We start from the raw sequence: 15,842 nt of genomic DNA on the forward strand, positions 1-15,842 counted from the left end.
CCGGACTTACCGGGAAATCCGTTCGTTTCCTACGTCGGGCCTATCCCCGCGGGGAGCGGGGGCGCCACCATGCCAGCACCGCCACGGCGAGCCCGAGACCGGCTGCGATATCGGACCAGGTGATCGCAATGATGATCGAGGTGGCCACGATGGCGGCTACCCGCAGGGCGGACCAGGCTCCGCGGGGAGGTGGGGTCGGTAGAGTGCTCATACGGAGTTCCTTCGGCTAGTTGCGAGCTTCCGAGACGGCGTCTCCCGTTTGCCCGGGGGGCGCCGTCGTGCGATGTGCCCACGTTGTCACGCCCGACCCGTATCCGCGTGTTAGCGTGGGGGCACGGATTGGGCGTTTCAACACGTCCGATCGATGTCATCAAGTCATGATCAACGAAGGCGAATACGGACGTGTTGAAACGTCCTGACCCAAAATGGCTACAAAGACGAGAGCGAGCCGGCTCGCTGCCAGGCTGAGATCCTTGGAGGCCTTAGACGAGGTCAAAGCGAGTGGGTACGAGACGGCGTTGACCGCGCTGAGGCAGTTCCATGACGACGGGCGTCAGCCGCAGAGCGTCCGGGTGCGCAGTCGGTTCATCGAGGTGGCACCTCCGTCCACCGCCCCGCCGCTCAGCCTGCTCATCAACTCTCGCGGCTATGCGCTGCGCGTCGCGCTGCTCGCGCTGTTCATCGCCCAGACGAGGCCCGGCTCGAGCCCTCACGTCCTGGACATGCCGTTGAGCCCCACGAGGAAGCGGTCTTCCCAGGTCGCCTGGGAAGACCTCATCGTGACGCCGGCTGGCCCTGGCGCCGGGTCGGCCTCACGGGCAGTCCACGCAAAGAGGGCCGGCTCCGCCCGCAGCGCCCTGCAGCGACTGGCCAGACCGGACGTGTCGCTGTTGGAGTTGCCGAACTCCGGCAAGCGCAAGAGCGGGTACGACATGGTCCGACTGCTGGAGGACTCCGGACCGCGCGCGGTTGGCCTCCCGGTGTCCTACAGCATCCCGGCGACTACCAAGGACGTGGTGACCGTCCCGGTCGACTTCTTTCTAAAGGGTTGGGTGTACGTCCTCGAGGACACCGAGATCGCCACCTACCTGATGTACCGGCGGTTGTGCGCGCAGTCGAGCCCGGCGCACATCAGCGCCGTACGACGCGGCGAGATTTTCGGGGTCAAGCAGTCCGCCTGGGAGCAGTACTGGGTCCTCGCAGACAGTGACCTGGTCGTGGTCGAGGCGGACGAGAATCGTCGGCCGGACGGCACGTTCGTCGACATGTCGACAGGCGTGACGCCGCGCCGACACCGGTTCACGTTGCACGACGAGGGCTTGGCCAGCGATGCCTTGAGGGTGGTGTGGAACACCGTCGAACGTCGCATGACGGCTGGCTGACCGGCGAACTTCCCGGCCTCTTGCCCAATGCCGTCCGGAGGCCCGGGACCGGCCGGGCGGGCTCACGCGCTCAGGTGGCGGTGCGCATCGACGCTAGAGCGAGTGCTTGGCGTGACTTGCGGACCATGTCGACGTACTCGTGCGGGTAGAGGACGGTCACGTTCGGGTTGAGGCCCTGGGCCTTTCGGAAGGGTCCATCGCAGGTGACGCAGTACTTGATCGACGGTGGCGCCGCATCCGTGGCGGCGCCGAGCGCCGTGGTGAACACGCACGCGTCTTCGTGGCCCAGGGGCGGGTTCCCGTCGACGCCAACGATGGTGACGCGCCCACCGTCGGTCTTCTCGTAGACGAGTTCGTCGACGAGGTCGATAAGGAGGTCCTGGGCGTGCTCGTGGGACCAGCCCAGGCCTCGCGTCTCCGGGGTTGGCCCGCCGCGCGGTTGGCTCGCCTTGCGGACCACGAGGTCGTCGATGTGGTCCGAGGTCCACACCTGCAGCGGTTCAGGGCCGGCGAACCGGCCACCTTGACTGACGGCGATGGCTCGGAGGCTGTCGACGCGCCGGTCAGGCAGGTGCGGCAGCGACGCCGTCCGGTGGCTTACCGCGACGCCCTGCAGCTTCTCCCAGGTGAAGGGCGGCCCGACCAGCGACGCGACGTCGAGGTACACGTTTACGTCGAAGACGACCGTGTGCAGGTCGGGGTAGGCGTCAGCGAGCGCGCTCACGGGTGGGGCGGGTCCGGTCGACCCGCACCTGGGTGTTCGAGGTCAGGGCGCACTCGCCGTGCTGGGCCGTACCGACCGCCGGGGGCGGTCCCGGCTCGTGACGCGGCGACCCGGCGTATTCGGCGCGGATGTCGGCCAGCAGCCGGCGGCGCTCCGCAGCCGTGATTTGCGGGTTCTGAAGCCCTGCCAACCCGCCGGAGACCAGGTCCGCGACGGACCGGCCGGCCAGCTCCCGGCCTCGGTAGTACGAGGTCATCGTCTCGGTGCTGATGGCAGCCTGGCTGGCCTGCCCTTCGGGCGTGTTGCCGCGCGCTTGCCGCCAGGGGAGTTCTTGGTGTGTCAGCTCGGACAACTCGTCCCCTGAGAGGCCTCCGTACACCTGGCACACCAGGTCTACGACGGCAGCGCTGCGCGGCGCCAGGGCCGCACCATTCCCGGGCTCCCACCGGCCCACGGAGCGGCGCCCGCGGTGGCCTTGCCATAGGGCTTGGACGACGGGGCCGTCCTTCCACGCCTGGATGGTGTCGGGAAACAGGGGGCTGTCGGTAAGGGCGAGGTGCCACGCCTGGCTGTAGTAGACGAGCTTCTGCAGCTTCATCGCCTCGGTGGGGCCGACCCGGGCAAGTACGGCCGCGGCGACGTCGTGCACGGTGCTGCTCATGGTGTCCTCCCCTCCCGGTCTCGGCTCTATCGTACGGGGCCGTACGCGTCCGTGTTGCCGCGATCGTGCCAGCCGGTGCCCGCACGGTGCGTGAGCCGCGCCGCAGGACCGTGGAGGCGGTGAGCCCTGTGCGGACCGTGAGCGGTTGCAGGCGTACAGGGATCAGCCGGCGATGTTGGCTTGATGTTCCTGTCTTTCCAGCACCGGGGTACTCACGTGGGACTCCTGATCAGGTCCCGGCCGCCGTTGCAAACATTGTCGCGGCGCGCTGCGCGCACTCCCGCAGGTAGGGCGAGGACTTCTCGATCGCGCGGTGCACCGGGTGGTCGTCCGGGTAGCGCTGGAGGATCTCGGCAAGCCGCTCGTCCACCTGCACGATGCCGCCGGCCGGGTCGGTGGTCAGGTCGGCCAGGGTGAGGGCGTCCAGGGCGGCCTGGTCTGGTCGGTCGAAGACGTGGAGCTCGGTGGCAAGCCCGCGTTCGACCGCCTCGAACTCGGCACCGGTGTGGTAGGCGACCAGGGAGATGACCTCGCTTGGTGCACCCAAGGCGCTCAGGTGGTGGGCGCCGTCGAGGGCGTGGAGATCGGTGCTCGCCACCGAGGGGGCGTATCCGATGTCGTGCAGCCACGCCGCCAGAGCAACGGCGGGGTCGGCGCCGGCCACCACCAGATCCTCAGCTCGCCGGGCAACCTGCACGGTGTGGTCCCAGCGGCGCCCCAGCGGCCCCACCAGCGACTGGGCAGTCGCTCGCGCCCGCTCATGAGTCCATGGCTCCACCGGGCCAGCGTAGAAGAGTCGCACCAGGGTCGCCGACCCGACGGCGCTCACGGCGCAGATCGCTGCTGGGATATGCCGTGCGGCTCAGGGGTCTGACGCGTGCAGCGCTGATGGGCGCGCCTGACGACGCCGACGGGCTGGCCCAACAGTTGCGCCGCGCGGTCAACGCCTGAGACGTCGACCAAAGCCGCGACGGCGCGGTCGACCTCGCCCTGCGCGGTCTCCACCCTGCGCTGGACGCGGATGAGCGCGGCATACGCTTTGGTCGTGGCCGCCAGGGCAGCCGACTCAGCGCGCTGCGCCTCCTGCAAGCGGCGACGGGCGTCGCTACCAATCGGGACGGTTGTCATGCTCAGCTCCTTCGTTGGCGAACTGACCCGAGTACGCCGACGTTGGGGCACGACAAGGAGAGTCCGCTTGCCCTTGGAGAGCTGCTCCCCCGCCGCACTCCATCACGCGACCCGCCCTGACGACGACCCGCGGCTCATCGAACATCCAGCGCTGGGCCTCAACGAAGACCGAGGTCTACCGCCGGGTCGCCGACCAGGACGCCGTCGCGCCGGAGGTGGTCGTACACGGCACGGCTCTGGAACGTCCACAGGGTCAGGCTGAGCCCCTCGAGGTCTCGTGGCATGAGCCGCGATGCGACGAACAGCGCGTGACGTCGCAGCAGGCGCTCGAACACAGGCAAGCGATCCCGCCGCCCGATCCCCCTGGGCACACGCGAATCAACACAGCTCCATCCCGACCTGGCACCCCGACATCGCGACCCCTCCCCACCATCACCCCACCATCACCCCACCGCCCGCCCACAGCCGACCCCCACCTACCCACCACCCGCCACCCGCCACCCCACCAACCATCGGCGCCACACGTTGGCACCAAGGTGGCTCGCGTGGTCCCGGCGGTGCCCCGAACGTCCCGTCTACCCGGTGTGACAATGTCGATCAGGCGCATGACGCTCGGGGCCGGCTACCGGTACCTGATGTCGTCGGTGGCACGGATGGACGAGGCCGGCCCCGCCGCGGGGCTGACGGCGTACTACGCCGCGGAGGGCACCCCGTCGGGCCGGTTCCTCGGCGCCGGCCTGGCCGGCCTCGCCGACGGCGCCGGCGTCCAACGCGGGACCGTGGTCACCGAGGAGCAGCTATGGCGAATGCTCGGAATGCTGCAGGACCCGGTCACCGGCCAACCCCTCGGACGCCCACCGGCGGGGCCCCGCAGCGCGTTCGTCGACCACCTGGGCCGGCGGCGGAGAGCATCCCAGGCGGTGGCCGGGTTCGACCTCACCTTCTCCGTCCCCAAGTCCGTCTCCGTTGCGTGGGCGCTCGGCGACGACGACACCCGGCAGCAGATCCATGCCGCGCACCGGCGGGCACTGGAGGCCGTCATTGCATATGGGGAGTCGCAGGTCTTCGCCACCCGCACCGGCCGCGGTGGCGTGCTGTCCGAGGAGGTGCGCGGGGTGGTGGCGATGGCGTTCGACCACTGGGACTCCCGCGCCCACGACCCCCAGCTGCACACCCACGTCGTCGTCCTCAACCGCGCCCAGGGCTTGACCGACGGCAAGTGGCGCACCCTGGACTCCAAGGCCCTGTTCCGGGCCACGGTCGGCATGTCCGCGCTGTACAACGGGATCCTCGCCGACGAGCTCACCGCCGACCTCGGCTGGGCCTGGACCCCGGAACAACGCCGCCGTTCGGCGGAGCCGAAGTGGGAGGTCGACGGCGTCCCCGCCCCCCTGCGCGACGAGTTCTCCCGACGGACCAGCGCAATCGAGAACGCCACCAAGCACATGGTGGCCCAGTTCCAGGCCGCGCACGGACGGCCCGCAGCCGGGCCGGAGATCCTCCGGCTGCGGCAGCAGGCCACTCTGACAACCCGCGACCCCAAGACCCTCACACCGTTGGGTCAGCTGATCGAGGACTGGCGCCACCGAGCTAGGCTGCACCTCGACACCGACCCGGCGTCGTGGGTGGCCAGCCTGGCGGGCCGCAACACCCAACCCCTGCTCACCGCGGCGGACATCGACGACGCGATCCTGCGCGACGCCGCCACCCTGGTGTTGGACAAGGTGGCCGACAAGCGGGCCACGTTCACCCGCGCGAACCTGCTCGCCGAGACCCTGCGCCAGCTGCACGGGGTCCGGTTCGCGACCCCCACCGACCGGATCGCCGTCGCCGAGAAGACCGCCACCTACGCCGCCGAACTGGCGGTAATGCTCACCCCACCCGAGGTCGGCCTCCTACCGGAGGCGCTGCAACGCGCCGACGGGTCCAGCAAGTTCCGAGCCCGCAACAGCGAGGTCTACGCCACCGCCGAACTCCTCGCCGCCGAAGCCCGACTCCTCGAACTCGGCCGCGCCACCGACGCACCCACCGTGCCCGCAGTGGTGGCGGCCCAGGTGACCGGCTGGAGCCCACCCGACCGCGACCACCCTGTGTCCGGCGAGCAGGTCGATGCCGTCATCCAGATAGTCACCTCGGGGCGACGACTTGACGTACTCGTCGGGGCGGCTGGGACCGGGAAGTCCAGCACCATGGCCGCGGTGCGGGCGGTGTGGGAGGCCACTCACGGGCCCAGGTCGGTCGTCGGGCTTGCACCCTCCGCGGCCGCCGCGGAAGTGCTCGCCGACGCCGTTGGCGTGTCAACCGAGAACACCGCCAAGTGGCTCGCCGAGCACGACCGCACCCCCGAGCGGCGCGCCGCCGTCCAGGAGTTTGCCGCCCGGTTGGCCCGCGCCTACCCCTCCCCCCAAACCCGCGCCCTGGAGCAGGGGGCAGCCAAGGCATATGAGGCGTACGCCCGTTGGGCGCTGCGACCCGGGCAGCTCCTCATCATCGACGAGGCATCCATGGCCGCGACAAAGGACCTGGACCGGATCGCCAGCCACGCCGCCGCGGTTGGCGCGAAGGTCCTCCTGGTGGGCGATTGGGCGCAATTGTCCCCCGTGCAGGCTGGCGGCGCATTCAAGCTCCTCGCCGACGACCGCGGGCACGACACCCCCACCCTGCACGAGGTCAAACGGTTTGCCCACGACTGGGAAGCCGACGCCACGCTCCGGCTGCGCCGCGGCGACACCCAGGTCGCCGGCACCTACCTGACCCACGACCGGGTCCAGGCCGGGACGCGAGAGGACCTTCTCGACCTGCTCTTCGACGCCTGGCGCACCGACACGCAGACCGGCCATCGCTCGCTCATGCTCGCCGCAGACACCCAGACCGTGACAGACCTCAACACCCGAGCCCGAGACCACCGCGTCGCCACCGGTGAGGTGACTGCCGATGGGTTGCGCCTCGGTGACGGGACTACGGTCGGGGTCGGGGATGTGGTTGTGACTCGGCTCAATCACCGTGCCCTGGCCACCGGTCGCGGGTGGGTGAAGAACGGCGACGAGTGGGTCGTCAACCAGATGCACGCCAACGGGTCGCTGCACGTCACCCGCGCCGGTGGCGGGGCCGCGGCGGTGCTCCCGGCCGACTACGTCGCCGAGCACGTCGAGCTAGGGTACGCCACCACCGCCCACCGAGCCCAAGGCCGCACCGTCGACACCGGCCACGCCTACATCGCTGCAACCACCCTCCGCGAACCCCTCTACGTCATGGCCACGCGCGGCCGCGATGCCAATCATCTATATGTCGACACTGCTCTCGACCCCGACACCCCCTCCAGGCACGACCAACCCGACCAGGCGCACCCCGTCGACGTGCTCCGCAACGCCATCACCACCACCGGCGCCGACACCTCAGCCACCCACGTCCGGCAGGCGGAAACGACCGCCATATTGGCCCCTTGGCGCCTCGAAGCCCAAGGCGCCGCGACACAGGATGCGCGCCGTGCCGCAGCTGTGAGGACGCCCCGCATTTGATCCACAACACACTTGGCGGCAAACCATTGACATGCTCGAGTCAATCTGAGGAGAGCGACAGTGCCCCTCTGGAGACGCCAAATTCGCGCCTCGCGAAGCGAGGCTAATTGTCCCACCGCCGGAGGCTGAGGCGCCAAACGTGTCGGCCCTCAATGTTGATCCATGCGCCGCTACGTTGGCCGTCGACACACCAAAACTGCCACCCCTTTTCCGCCAACTCGTCGCGCCACTCATCGAGATCCTGTCCAAGCGCGGGGTCGTAGTCGAAGAGCGCGTAGTGCCACATGGGTTACTCGACGCCGAGGCGGGCCTTGAGGCCGTCGAGCTCGACCTGGAGCTGGGTCGGCAGGGTGTTGCCGAACTTGGCGAACCACTCCTCGATCTGCGGGATCTCGGCCTTCCACTCCTCGGGGTCGACCTTGAGCGCCGCCTCGATATCGGCGTCACTAAGGTCGAGACCTGAGGTGTCGAGCGACTCAGGGGTCAGCACGTGGCCGATCGGGGTCTCGACCGCGGCGGCCTTGCCCTCGGTGCGCTCGATGGCCCACTTCAGGACGCGGCTGTTCTCACCGAAGCCCGGCCACAGGAAGCCGCCGTCGTCGTCGCGACGGAACCAGTTGACGTAGAAGATCTTCGGGAGCCTGGTCGAGTCGGCGTTCTTGCCGAGGTTCAGCCAGTGCTGGAAGTAGTCGCCGGCGTTGTAGCCGATGAACGGCAGCATCGCCATCGGGTCGCGGCGGACGACGCCCACGGCGCCGGTCGCCGCGGCGGGCGTCTCCGACGAGAGCGTGGCGCCCATGACGGTGCCGGCGCTCGTGGTGGTAGTAGGAGACTGCATCTTCCAGCGGGGCACCCTCACGCGTTTCCCTTCCTCGCGCTCGGTTCGGACAGGTGCATGGCGGCGATCTGCTCGCCGAGCAATTCGAGCAGTGGCGCTGCGTGTTCCATGCAGCGACCGACGTGCGGCTCGAGTGTGGTGAGGGGGTACGCCGCGGCGATCCCGGCCTCGCGGAGCTCACGCTGGGTCAACGATGTGCGACCGCACACCGCAACGACGGGAATGCCCCGCGCCCGAGCGTGGTACGCGACCCCCGCCACGGCCTTGCCGTGAAGCGTCTGCTCGTCGAGGGATCCCTCGCCTGTGACGACAAGTCCGGCACCTGACAGCCGCTCGTCGAAGCCGGCGAGCTCGAGGACCACGTCGATGCCGGAACGGAGGTCGGCATCCAGCAACGCCAGCAGCGCGAAACCGACCCCACCGGCAGCCCCAGCTCCGGGCACATCGCGCACATCGGCGCCAGTGACGCTCGACGCCACGTCGGCGAATCGGTCGAGGGCCCGGTCTAGGAGCACCACCTGCTCGGGGTTCGCGCCCTTCTGAGGGCCGTATACCGCGGCGGCGCCCAGCGGCCCGGTGAGCGGGTTGTTGACGTCGCATGCGACCGACAGGCGCATGCCGGCCATCCGGGCACGCAGTGGCTGGAGGTCGATGGCCGCAACGTCGGCAAGGCCCAGCCCGCCGGGATCGATCTCTCGTCCGTCGGCATCGGTGAGCCTGGCCCCGAGTGCCTGAATCAGTCCGGCTCCTCCGTCCGTCGACGCACTGCCGCCGATGCCGAGGACCACGTGCCTGCAGCCCGCATCGATGGCCCCCGCGATGACTTCACCGGTGCCGCGGCTGGTCGCGGTCAAAGGAGCCATTCGGCCCTCGGGCAGCCGGACCAGCCCCGACACCTCGGCCAGCTCCACCACCGCCACGTCGCCTCTGCGAGCGAAGCAGGTCCGCACCGGCTGCCCCGTCGGGCCACTCGCCGCCACCTCGACCCGAGTGAATCCCGCGGCGAGCGCGGCGGCCACCGTGCCGTCGCCGCCATCCGCGATCGGGACCGAGTCCACCACCAAGTCGGGCAGGGCGCGGCGCAWCCCAACGGTGAGCGCCGCMGYAACYTGCGCCGCGGTAAGCGACCCTTTGAACTTGTCGGTGGCGATGAGCACACGTGCCATGGAAAGACCCGATCAGTTTCGGCGGCGGGAGCGCGGCAGCTCAGGACCGTTCCAAACGCTGCTCCCCACGACGGTGTTGACGGTCATCGCACGTCGATCGCCAATGACTTCGTCTGGCTGAACTCGTCGATGACCCAACGACCGCCGAGCCGACCGCGTCCGGACTGGCGCCCGGCTGCTCCGCCGAAAGGCAGGGTGAACTCCCAGTAGTTCGTCGAGTCGTTCACCACGACCAGGCCGCAGTCGATGCGTTCACCCATCCGGAATGCCTTGGAGAGGTTCGTGGTGAACAGCGACCCGACCAGACCAAAGTCACCGGCATTGGCTGCATCCAGCATCTGGCTCTCGTCGGTGAAGGTGGACAGCGACGCGATCGGCCCGAAGGTCTCCTCCCTGAAGATCTGAGCTGCGGTGTCCACTCCGGTTAGGATCGTCGGCGAGAAGTAGAAGCCTTCACGCCCGCTGATGCGCTCCCCGCCTGCCATCACGGCGGCGCCGCGTGATCGAGCGTCGCCGATCAGGCGATCGAACCGGTTGATGCTCGATTCCAGGTGGACCGGCCCCATCGTGGTGCCGCTGTCCAGCGGCGAACCGACGACCGTGTCGTCGAGGCGAGCGGTGATCAGCTGAGCAAGCTCTCCGGCACAGGACTCGTGCACCAGTACCTTCCCGGCGGCGCTGCAGACCTGCCCTGCGTTCCAGAACGCGGAGTTGGTGATGGCCGAGGCTGCGAGATCCAGGTCGGCGTCGCCGAGGACGATCACGGGGCAGTTGCCACCCAACTCGAGAAGCAGCTTCTTGTCCCATGCCGCCTTCGCAATGGACTGCCCCGTGCTGCTGCCGCCGGTGAATCCCACGGCGGTCACCCCCGGATGCGTCACGAGGTGACTCGCCACAGCGACATCATCGGTGATCACCAGCTGCAGCAGATCCTGCGGGAAGTCCGCCTCGAGAAGCACCTCCCGGAACTTCGCGGCGACAACTGCGGTGGTCGGGGCCGGCTTCCAGACCACCGCGTTGCCTGTCGCCAGTGCGGGGCCGATGTACTCGACGGGGATATTGACAGGAAAGTTCCACGGTGTAATGACAGCCCAGACGCCCAACCCGTCACGGCGCACCAGGACGCGCTTGTTCGGATCTTGGACGTGGGGCACCTCGGCGCTGAGCGACAAGACTGTTTCAGCAGCCATCTCCAGGCCACCCACCGCGAACATGATCTCGCCGCGGGCCTCTGAGATCGGCTTTCCATGCTCCGTGGATAGGACGTGGGCGAGCTCCTCGTGAGCCGCCGACAGCGCTTGAGCTGCGGACCTACACCAACCAGCGCGCACGATGGGCGGCACGTAACGGTTGGTCTCGAAGGCGGTGCGCGCACTCGCAACTGCGGCGTCGACATCGTCTGTGGTTGCGGCTGCCAGTTTCGCGAAGGGTTTGGCGTCGGACGGATTGACCGCGGCGAACCCCTCATCTCGTTGGCGCCACCTTCCGTCAATCCAGGAGGCGAACGACTCGGAAGAAGTCGGCGCGGTGATGGTCATCGGTTTCCTTTCCGCCAGATCAGCTGTGTCAGCAATCAATTGTCTGTGTGAGCAGGGCGAGCCCGCCATTACGCTTCGGACACCACAAATGCCCTGTCCGCCACCACCGGTTAGGGCCCTGCGCCAGCCGGCAAGGTCCTCGACCGCAGGTCGGACTCGTCGCCGCTCGTGCGATCCCTGTCGAGCTTCGCTGCGGCAAGCTGAGCGAGCAGCGCCGCTCCATGGGGCATGATGCTTTCGTCGAAGTGTGCGTGCGGACTGTGGTTAAAGGCCGCCATATCGGGGTCGTCACCGTGCGGAACCGCCGAGAGCGCGATCAGGGCACCGGGAACCTCGTTGAGCACTCGCGCAAAGTCTTCCGACGCAGCAAAGGGGCGCTCGAGCGGGTGGAAGCGTCCAGGTCCGAACATCTCACGGACTAGCGCTTCAGCGAACAGCACCTCCAAGGCATTGTTTTGGAGCAACGGGTATCCGCCCTCCCACGTGCACGTAACGCGTACCCCGTGGGCGGCAGCAATGCCCTCGATCAGGTCCGGTACCAGGTGGCGGATTCGTTGCCGCGCAACGGGTGAGAAGGTCCGAACCGTTGCATCGAAGTAGCCTGACTCCGGAATCGTGTTGCGCTGATGGCCGGCATGAAGGCTGCCAACTGTCACAACGACGGGGTCGAAGATGTCGAACTTCCTAGTCACCATCGTCTGCAGCGCCAGCACCATCTCGGACATGGCTACGACCGGATCATTAGCCTTGTGAGGCGTCGACCCGTGACCACCTCGCCCGTGCACGACGACCTTCAGGTCATCCGATGCGGACATGGTCGTCCCGGGACGAGCTGAGAACTGCCCGCTTGGCAGCGACCCCGAGAAGACGTGCAGAGCATACGCGGCGAGGACCGGCGTCCCGGCGGCTTCCAGCACCCCCTCGCGGATCATGTAACTGGCTCCGTCGTGCCCTTCCTCACCGGGCTGGAACATGAACACCACATCCCCTGCCAGTTCCTCGCGCCGATCCGCCAGCAGCCGGGCCGCCCCGATAGCCATCGACATGTGCAGGTCATGCCCACAGGCGTGCATGCGATCGGGAGTCTGCGACCGGAACGGCGACTCCACCTCCTCGTGAACGGGCAACGCGTCCATGTCGGCTCGCAACAGAACCGACCGACGTCCCGTCGCTCCAGCTGAGCCGCCCCGGAGCACCGCGACGACCGAGGTCAAACTCTCACCGACCGAGATCTCCAAGGGCAGTCCCGAGAGTTCCTCCAGAAGCATCTCCTGGGTCCGCGGGAGTTGCAGGCCCACCTCGGGAACCCGGTGGAACCGACGCCGCATCCGCCGCAACTCCGGAGACAGCTCGGCGGCTGCACTGACGAGATTGGACACATCTCCTCCTAGGACACCGGGCTCGAAACCCCACGAACCCTCTGGCGTGAGATCTACACCGAGACCTGGTGCGCCCTTACAGTGCAGATACGCAATGTAACGTTGTTTCGTATTCTAGCTGAGATGACGAGGGTTCTGTCAACGACTGCTTCCTCATGTAAGTCACCAAGCGTATCGCTGTTACAGGTTTGGGTTCGTCCATACGTCTTACCGGCACCCCTCTGTTGTCAAGGGGCGGGTTGGAGGGTCCTGGGCGCCGTGGTCTTTCGCGTCGTCACGGTCGCGGGTAGCGTCGGTGAAGCGGGTCCCGGGAGTGGCTGATCCGAAGTGCCGGTATGCGGGTGCAAGCCGGCCGCGCTGGATTTGTGTGACGCCCCGCGGTGCCCTCCCGGGCCCGTGTCCACGCCCGCGGCGACGTCGACTCGGAGCCGGCGGTACAGAGCGTCGAAGATGCGGCGCTTGAGGCAACGCATCGCTTCGCGGCGGGACTTACCGGCTGCGATCTTGCGTCGGTAGTAGGCCTGGCCGTCCGTGTCGAGGCGGATCTGGGTGGCGGCGGCGATATGGATCATGTGGTTCATCCGCCGGTTCCCGGCGCGGGAGAGGCGGTGCCGGACGACCTCCCCGGAGGAGGCTTCGATGGGTGCGGTGCCGGTCCAGGACGCGAACCGGTTGCGGTCGGCGAACCGGGTGATGTCGCCGGTGTCGGCCAGGACCCTTGCGGCCACGACCGGCCCGACCCCGGGCAGGTCCATCAGGGTGGATCCGGTGGCCAGGACCATGTCCTTGAGCTCTTTGGTGAGGGACTTGGTCTTCTTCTCGATCGCCACCAGCTCAGCGATCTGCTCCGCGGCGAGACGGCGGCGGGTCTTCCCCGCGACGTCGCGGGGCTTGACGGTGGCGAGGATGGCCTTGGCCTGGCCGGTGGTGATGTCCTTCTTCGACTGTCCCGGAACGAGTTCGGACAGCAGCCGGTGGACCCGGTTCACGCACTGGATCCGGGACCGGGTCAGCTCGGCGCGCCGGTCGACCAGCAACCGGAGCGCCTCCAGCTGCACGTCGTGGGCCAGCACCCGCAAGTTCGGGGTGCGGACCGCAACCACCGCCACGGCGTGAGCGTCGTGCGGGTCGGTCTTGCGGTTGTGCCCGGTGTCCAGCGCCCTGGCCCGAGCTGAGAGCTTTGCCGGGACGTCGACGACGGGCTCGCCGTCTGCCAAGAGCCGCTGCGCCAATGGGCGGCCGGCGCCGTTGCTGCCCTCGACCGCCCAGGTTCGCTCGGGATACGCGGCGACGTGTTTGCGCATCGCGGCATACCCGGCCTTGTCCGTGGCGAACCGCCCGGTCGCCAGGACCCTCTCGCGGTCATCGACGACTTCGATGGTCGCCGACAGCTTGTGGGGATCGACCCCGATGAACACCTTCGCCATGACCTTCGCCTTCCCACCGTGATGAGTTGAGGACACCGGGTGGGCACTGCTGCTGAGAGCGGGGCAGACCCCTCTGGAGCCACACACCGGCACGGCGGCCGGCGGGAACGCAAACCGATAATGAGCCACACCCGAGCCGGGTGGGCAGCCGCAAGGAGAGCGTCCCGCCGAACACCTGGACCGAGTCTGGCCGGACGCCGGTCCTACCGGCAATCGTCAAGCAGCTCGCTAGCGCGCCGCCCGCGGGTCCGACGGTACATACGCACACAAGGAGTGCAATGAAGCCCACAGACCTCTTGGGCCTGGTCCAGATGCCACAACGCGCCCGAACGCCACAAGAGCGTCTCCGGCGCAAATACCTCACGGTGGAGGACATGCGCCAAGGGGCACGGCGCCGGTTGCCCGGAAGCATCTTTGACTACCTCGAGGGTGGGGCTGAAGATGAGGTCACGCTTCGCCGCAACTAGGATGCCTACCGGGACTATTCCTTTGTACCTCGCTATGGGAGCCTGAACTACCCGGATCCGAGTACCACGATCCTAGGCGCACGGAGCGAGCTTCCCCTGATGCTCGCTCCAACTGGGGCAACCAGACTCTTTCGTCCGGAAGGTGAGCTTTCCGTAGTCCGCGCCGCCGCCGGGGCGGGCGTGGCGTATGGACTGGCAGGCCTGAGCAACACGCCCATGGAGGACGTGTCGGCCGCCGCGCCCCATGCACGGGCGTTGGTTCAACACAAGGCTGCGGCTGGACCGAGGGGCGACACAGGCCCTGCTGGGCCGGGTCTCGGCCTCTGGTTACGAGGCGCTGCTGATTAACGTCGATAGCCGAACCGTCGGCCACCGGGAGCGAGATCAGCGTCACGGGTTTACTACCCCCCTACCATCAAGCCCAGAACGATTATTGAGGGCATCACTCGGCCCGCATGGTCTTTGGGCTTTCTGCTCGGCGATGCCCTGGCTTTCCCCAACCTGGATCACCGCAGGCCCGAAGGACCCCTCACCAGCACCCCCGACATGTGGCGGAGCCTCATGGGGGCCTTTGTGCCCATCGGCTGGGACGACCTTGCCGACCTGCGCGAACGCTGGCCGGGAAAGATCATCCTCAAGGGCTGCGTGAATGCCGACGACGTGGTGCGGGCGGCCGATATGGGACTGGACGCCGCGCAAATCAGCAACCACGGTGGACGTCAGCTCGACCATATGGCAAGCCCGTTGGACGTGCTCCCCGAAATCGTCGACCGCGTCCAAGGCAGGATCGAGATCTACGTGGACGGCGGCATTCGGCGCGGTACGGACGTCTTAAAGGCCATCGCCCTCGGGGCCGACGCGGTATCGATTGGCCGCCCATACTTATACGGCCTCGCGGCGGAAGGAACTTGTCGGTGGCGATGAGCACACGTGCCATGAAAGACCCGATCAGTTTCGGCAGCGGGAGCACGCCGTCTCAGGACAGTTCCGGGCGCTGCTCCCCACGACGGTGTTGGCGGTCATCGCAGGTCGATCGCCAATGACTTGGTCTGGCTGAACTCGTCGATGACCCAACGACCGCCGAGCCGACCGCGTCCGGACTGGCGCCCGGCTGCTCCGCCAAAGGCAGGGTGAACTCCCAGTAGTTCGTCGAGTCATTCACCACGACCAGGCCCCGCACCTCTTCGAATCCAGCGCGGTAGGGCGCCAAGGCAGCCGCCCGGGTGGTTCCACGCCGGCCCGTCACCGAGGACAGTATCAATCAGTTGCCCTGTTCCACACGTGTTTGCTGCTAGTAGGTCGACGCATACGCTGGAACAGCGCCAATGCGTCCCGAGGGGGAAGGGAACTACAGAACCGTGTGGTGAAGGTCTTCGTGACAACCAGGCTTGCGTGAGGGCGGCCACGAGAAACTGCCCGGAGACGGCCACGAGGCTGCCCGGTGGCGGACATGAGAGTTGCCCGCTGGCGGTCATGAGATCTGCCCGACACGAGTTCGTCTGCCTCGTCGCGTCCCGCGGCTGAGGCCCCTCCTGGAGTGCGGTTGGCGGTGCTGAAGCGCCTGCCGACCCCAGGAGGGACACCGTGAAGTCTGCCGAGGAGATCATGAACATG

The 15,842-nt window shown here is 67.9% G+C and carries 11 protein-coding genes and 3 pseudogenes; 4 read left to right on the plus strand and 10 right to left on the minus strand.

The genetic code is table 11. The features are described from left to right. The first annotated feature begins 518 nt into the window (after positions 1-518). The gene (locus tag AC1DVZ_RS14995) at positions 519-1,382 is read left to right on the plus strand and encodes a hypothetical protein (protein WP_477619008.1); all 864 of its coding nucleotides are present in this window, start codon (positions 519-521) and stop codon (positions 1,380-1,382) included. Between the two features lie 70 nt (positions 1,383-1,452). Here AC1DVZ_RS14995 and AC1DVZ_RS15000 read toward each other — a convergent pair whose 3' ends face one another. From AC1DVZ_RS15000 to AC1DVZ_RS15020, 5 genes are all read right to left on the minus strand, one after another. After that, the gene (locus tag AC1DVZ_RS15000) at positions 1,453-2,106 is read right to left on the minus strand and encodes a hypothetical protein (RefSeq protein ID WP_477619009.1); all 654 of its coding nucleotides are present in this window, start codon (positions 2,104-2,106) and stop codon (positions 1,453-1,455) included. Then, entirely contained in the window at positions 2,090-2,767 is a 678-nt protein-coding gene (locus tag AC1DVZ_RS15005) for a Panacea domain-containing protein (protein ID WP_477619010.1), read from the minus strand. Before AC1DVZ_RS15005 ends, AC1DVZ_RS15000 begins: the two co-directional genes overlap by 17 nt. A 229-nt stretch (positions 2,768-2,996) precedes the next feature. Further along, entirely contained in the window at positions 2,997-3,545 is a 549-nt protein-coding gene (locus tag AC1DVZ_RS15010) for an HD domain-containing protein (protein WP_477619011.1), read from the minus strand. Positions 3,546-3,592: 47 nt separating this feature from the next. After that, entirely contained in the window at positions 3,593-3,895 is a 303-nt protein-coding gene (locus tag AC1DVZ_RS15015; RefSeq protein WP_477619012.1) for a hypothetical protein, read from the minus strand. Positions 3,896-4,053: 158 nt separating this feature from the next. Then, positions 4,054-4,230, minus strand: coding sequence for a hypothetical protein (locus AC1DVZ_RS15020; RefSeq protein ID WP_477619013.1), 177 nt, complete (start codon positions 4,228-4,230; stop codon positions 4,054-4,056). 255 nt (positions 4,231-4,485) lie between these two features. On the opposite strand from AC1DVZ_RS15020, the gene mobF reads away from it, so the two are divergent. After that, entirely contained in the window at positions 4,486-7,413 is a 2,928-nt protein-coding gene (gene mobF, locus AC1DVZ_RS15025; protein WP_477619014.1) for a MobF family relaxase, read from the plus strand. A 289-nt stretch (positions 7,414-7,702) separates the two neighbouring features. Here the strand turns inward: mobF and AC1DVZ_RS15030 are convergent. The 5 genes and pseudogenes from AC1DVZ_RS15030 to AC1DVZ_RS15050 all read right to left on the minus strand — a co-directional run. Next, a pseudogene (locus tag AC1DVZ_RS15030) lies at positions 7,703-8,227 on the minus strand (phosphoenolpyruvate carboxykinase domain-containing protein); the annotation flags it as partial. Between the two features lie 41 nt (positions 8,228-8,268). Next, the gene (locus tag AC1DVZ_RS15035; RefSeq protein WP_477619015.1) at positions 8,269-9,417 is read right to left on the minus strand and encodes a glycerate kinase; all 1,149 of its coding nucleotides are present in this window, start codon (positions 9,415-9,417) and stop codon (positions 8,269-8,271) included. A gap of 83 nt (positions 9,418-9,500) precedes the next feature. After that, a complete protein-coding gene (locus AC1DVZ_RS15040) occupies positions 9,501-10,955 on the minus strand; it encodes an aldehyde dehydrogenase family protein (RefSeq protein ID WP_477619016.1) in 1,455 nt (484 codons plus the stop codon). 110 nt (positions 10,956-11,065) lie between these two features. Further along, the gene (locus AC1DVZ_RS15045) at positions 11,066-12,334 is read right to left on the minus strand and encodes a M20 metallopeptidase family protein (RefSeq protein ID WP_477619017.1); all 1,269 of its coding nucleotides are present in this window, start codon (positions 12,332-12,334) and stop codon (positions 11,066-11,068) included. 227 nt (positions 12,335-12,561) lie between these two features. After that, positions 12,562-13,761: an IS110 family RNA-guided transposase gene (locus tag AC1DVZ_RS15050; protein WP_477619018.1), complete on the minus strand. Its 1,200-nt coding sequence runs from the start codon at positions 13,759-13,761 to the stop codon at positions 12,562-12,564. Positions 13,762-14,243: 482 nt separating this feature from the next. On the opposite strand from AC1DVZ_RS15050, the pseudogene AC1DVZ_RS15055 reads away from it, so the two are divergent. Together AC1DVZ_RS15055 and AC1DVZ_RS15060 are read left to right on the plus strand one after the other, a co-directional pair. Beyond that, positions 14,244-14,576 (plus strand): annotated as a pseudogene (locus tag AC1DVZ_RS15055) (alpha-hydroxy-acid oxidizing protein); the annotation flags it as partial. Beyond that, positions 14,473-15,152: pseudogene (locus tag AC1DVZ_RS15060) on the plus strand (alpha-hydroxy acid oxidase). The pseudogenes AC1DVZ_RS15055 and AC1DVZ_RS15060, both read left to right, overlap by 104 nt. The last annotated feature ends 690 nt before the right edge of the window (positions 15,153-15,842 follow it).

The organism is Pedococcus sp. P2_E5 (assembly GCF_056403895.1).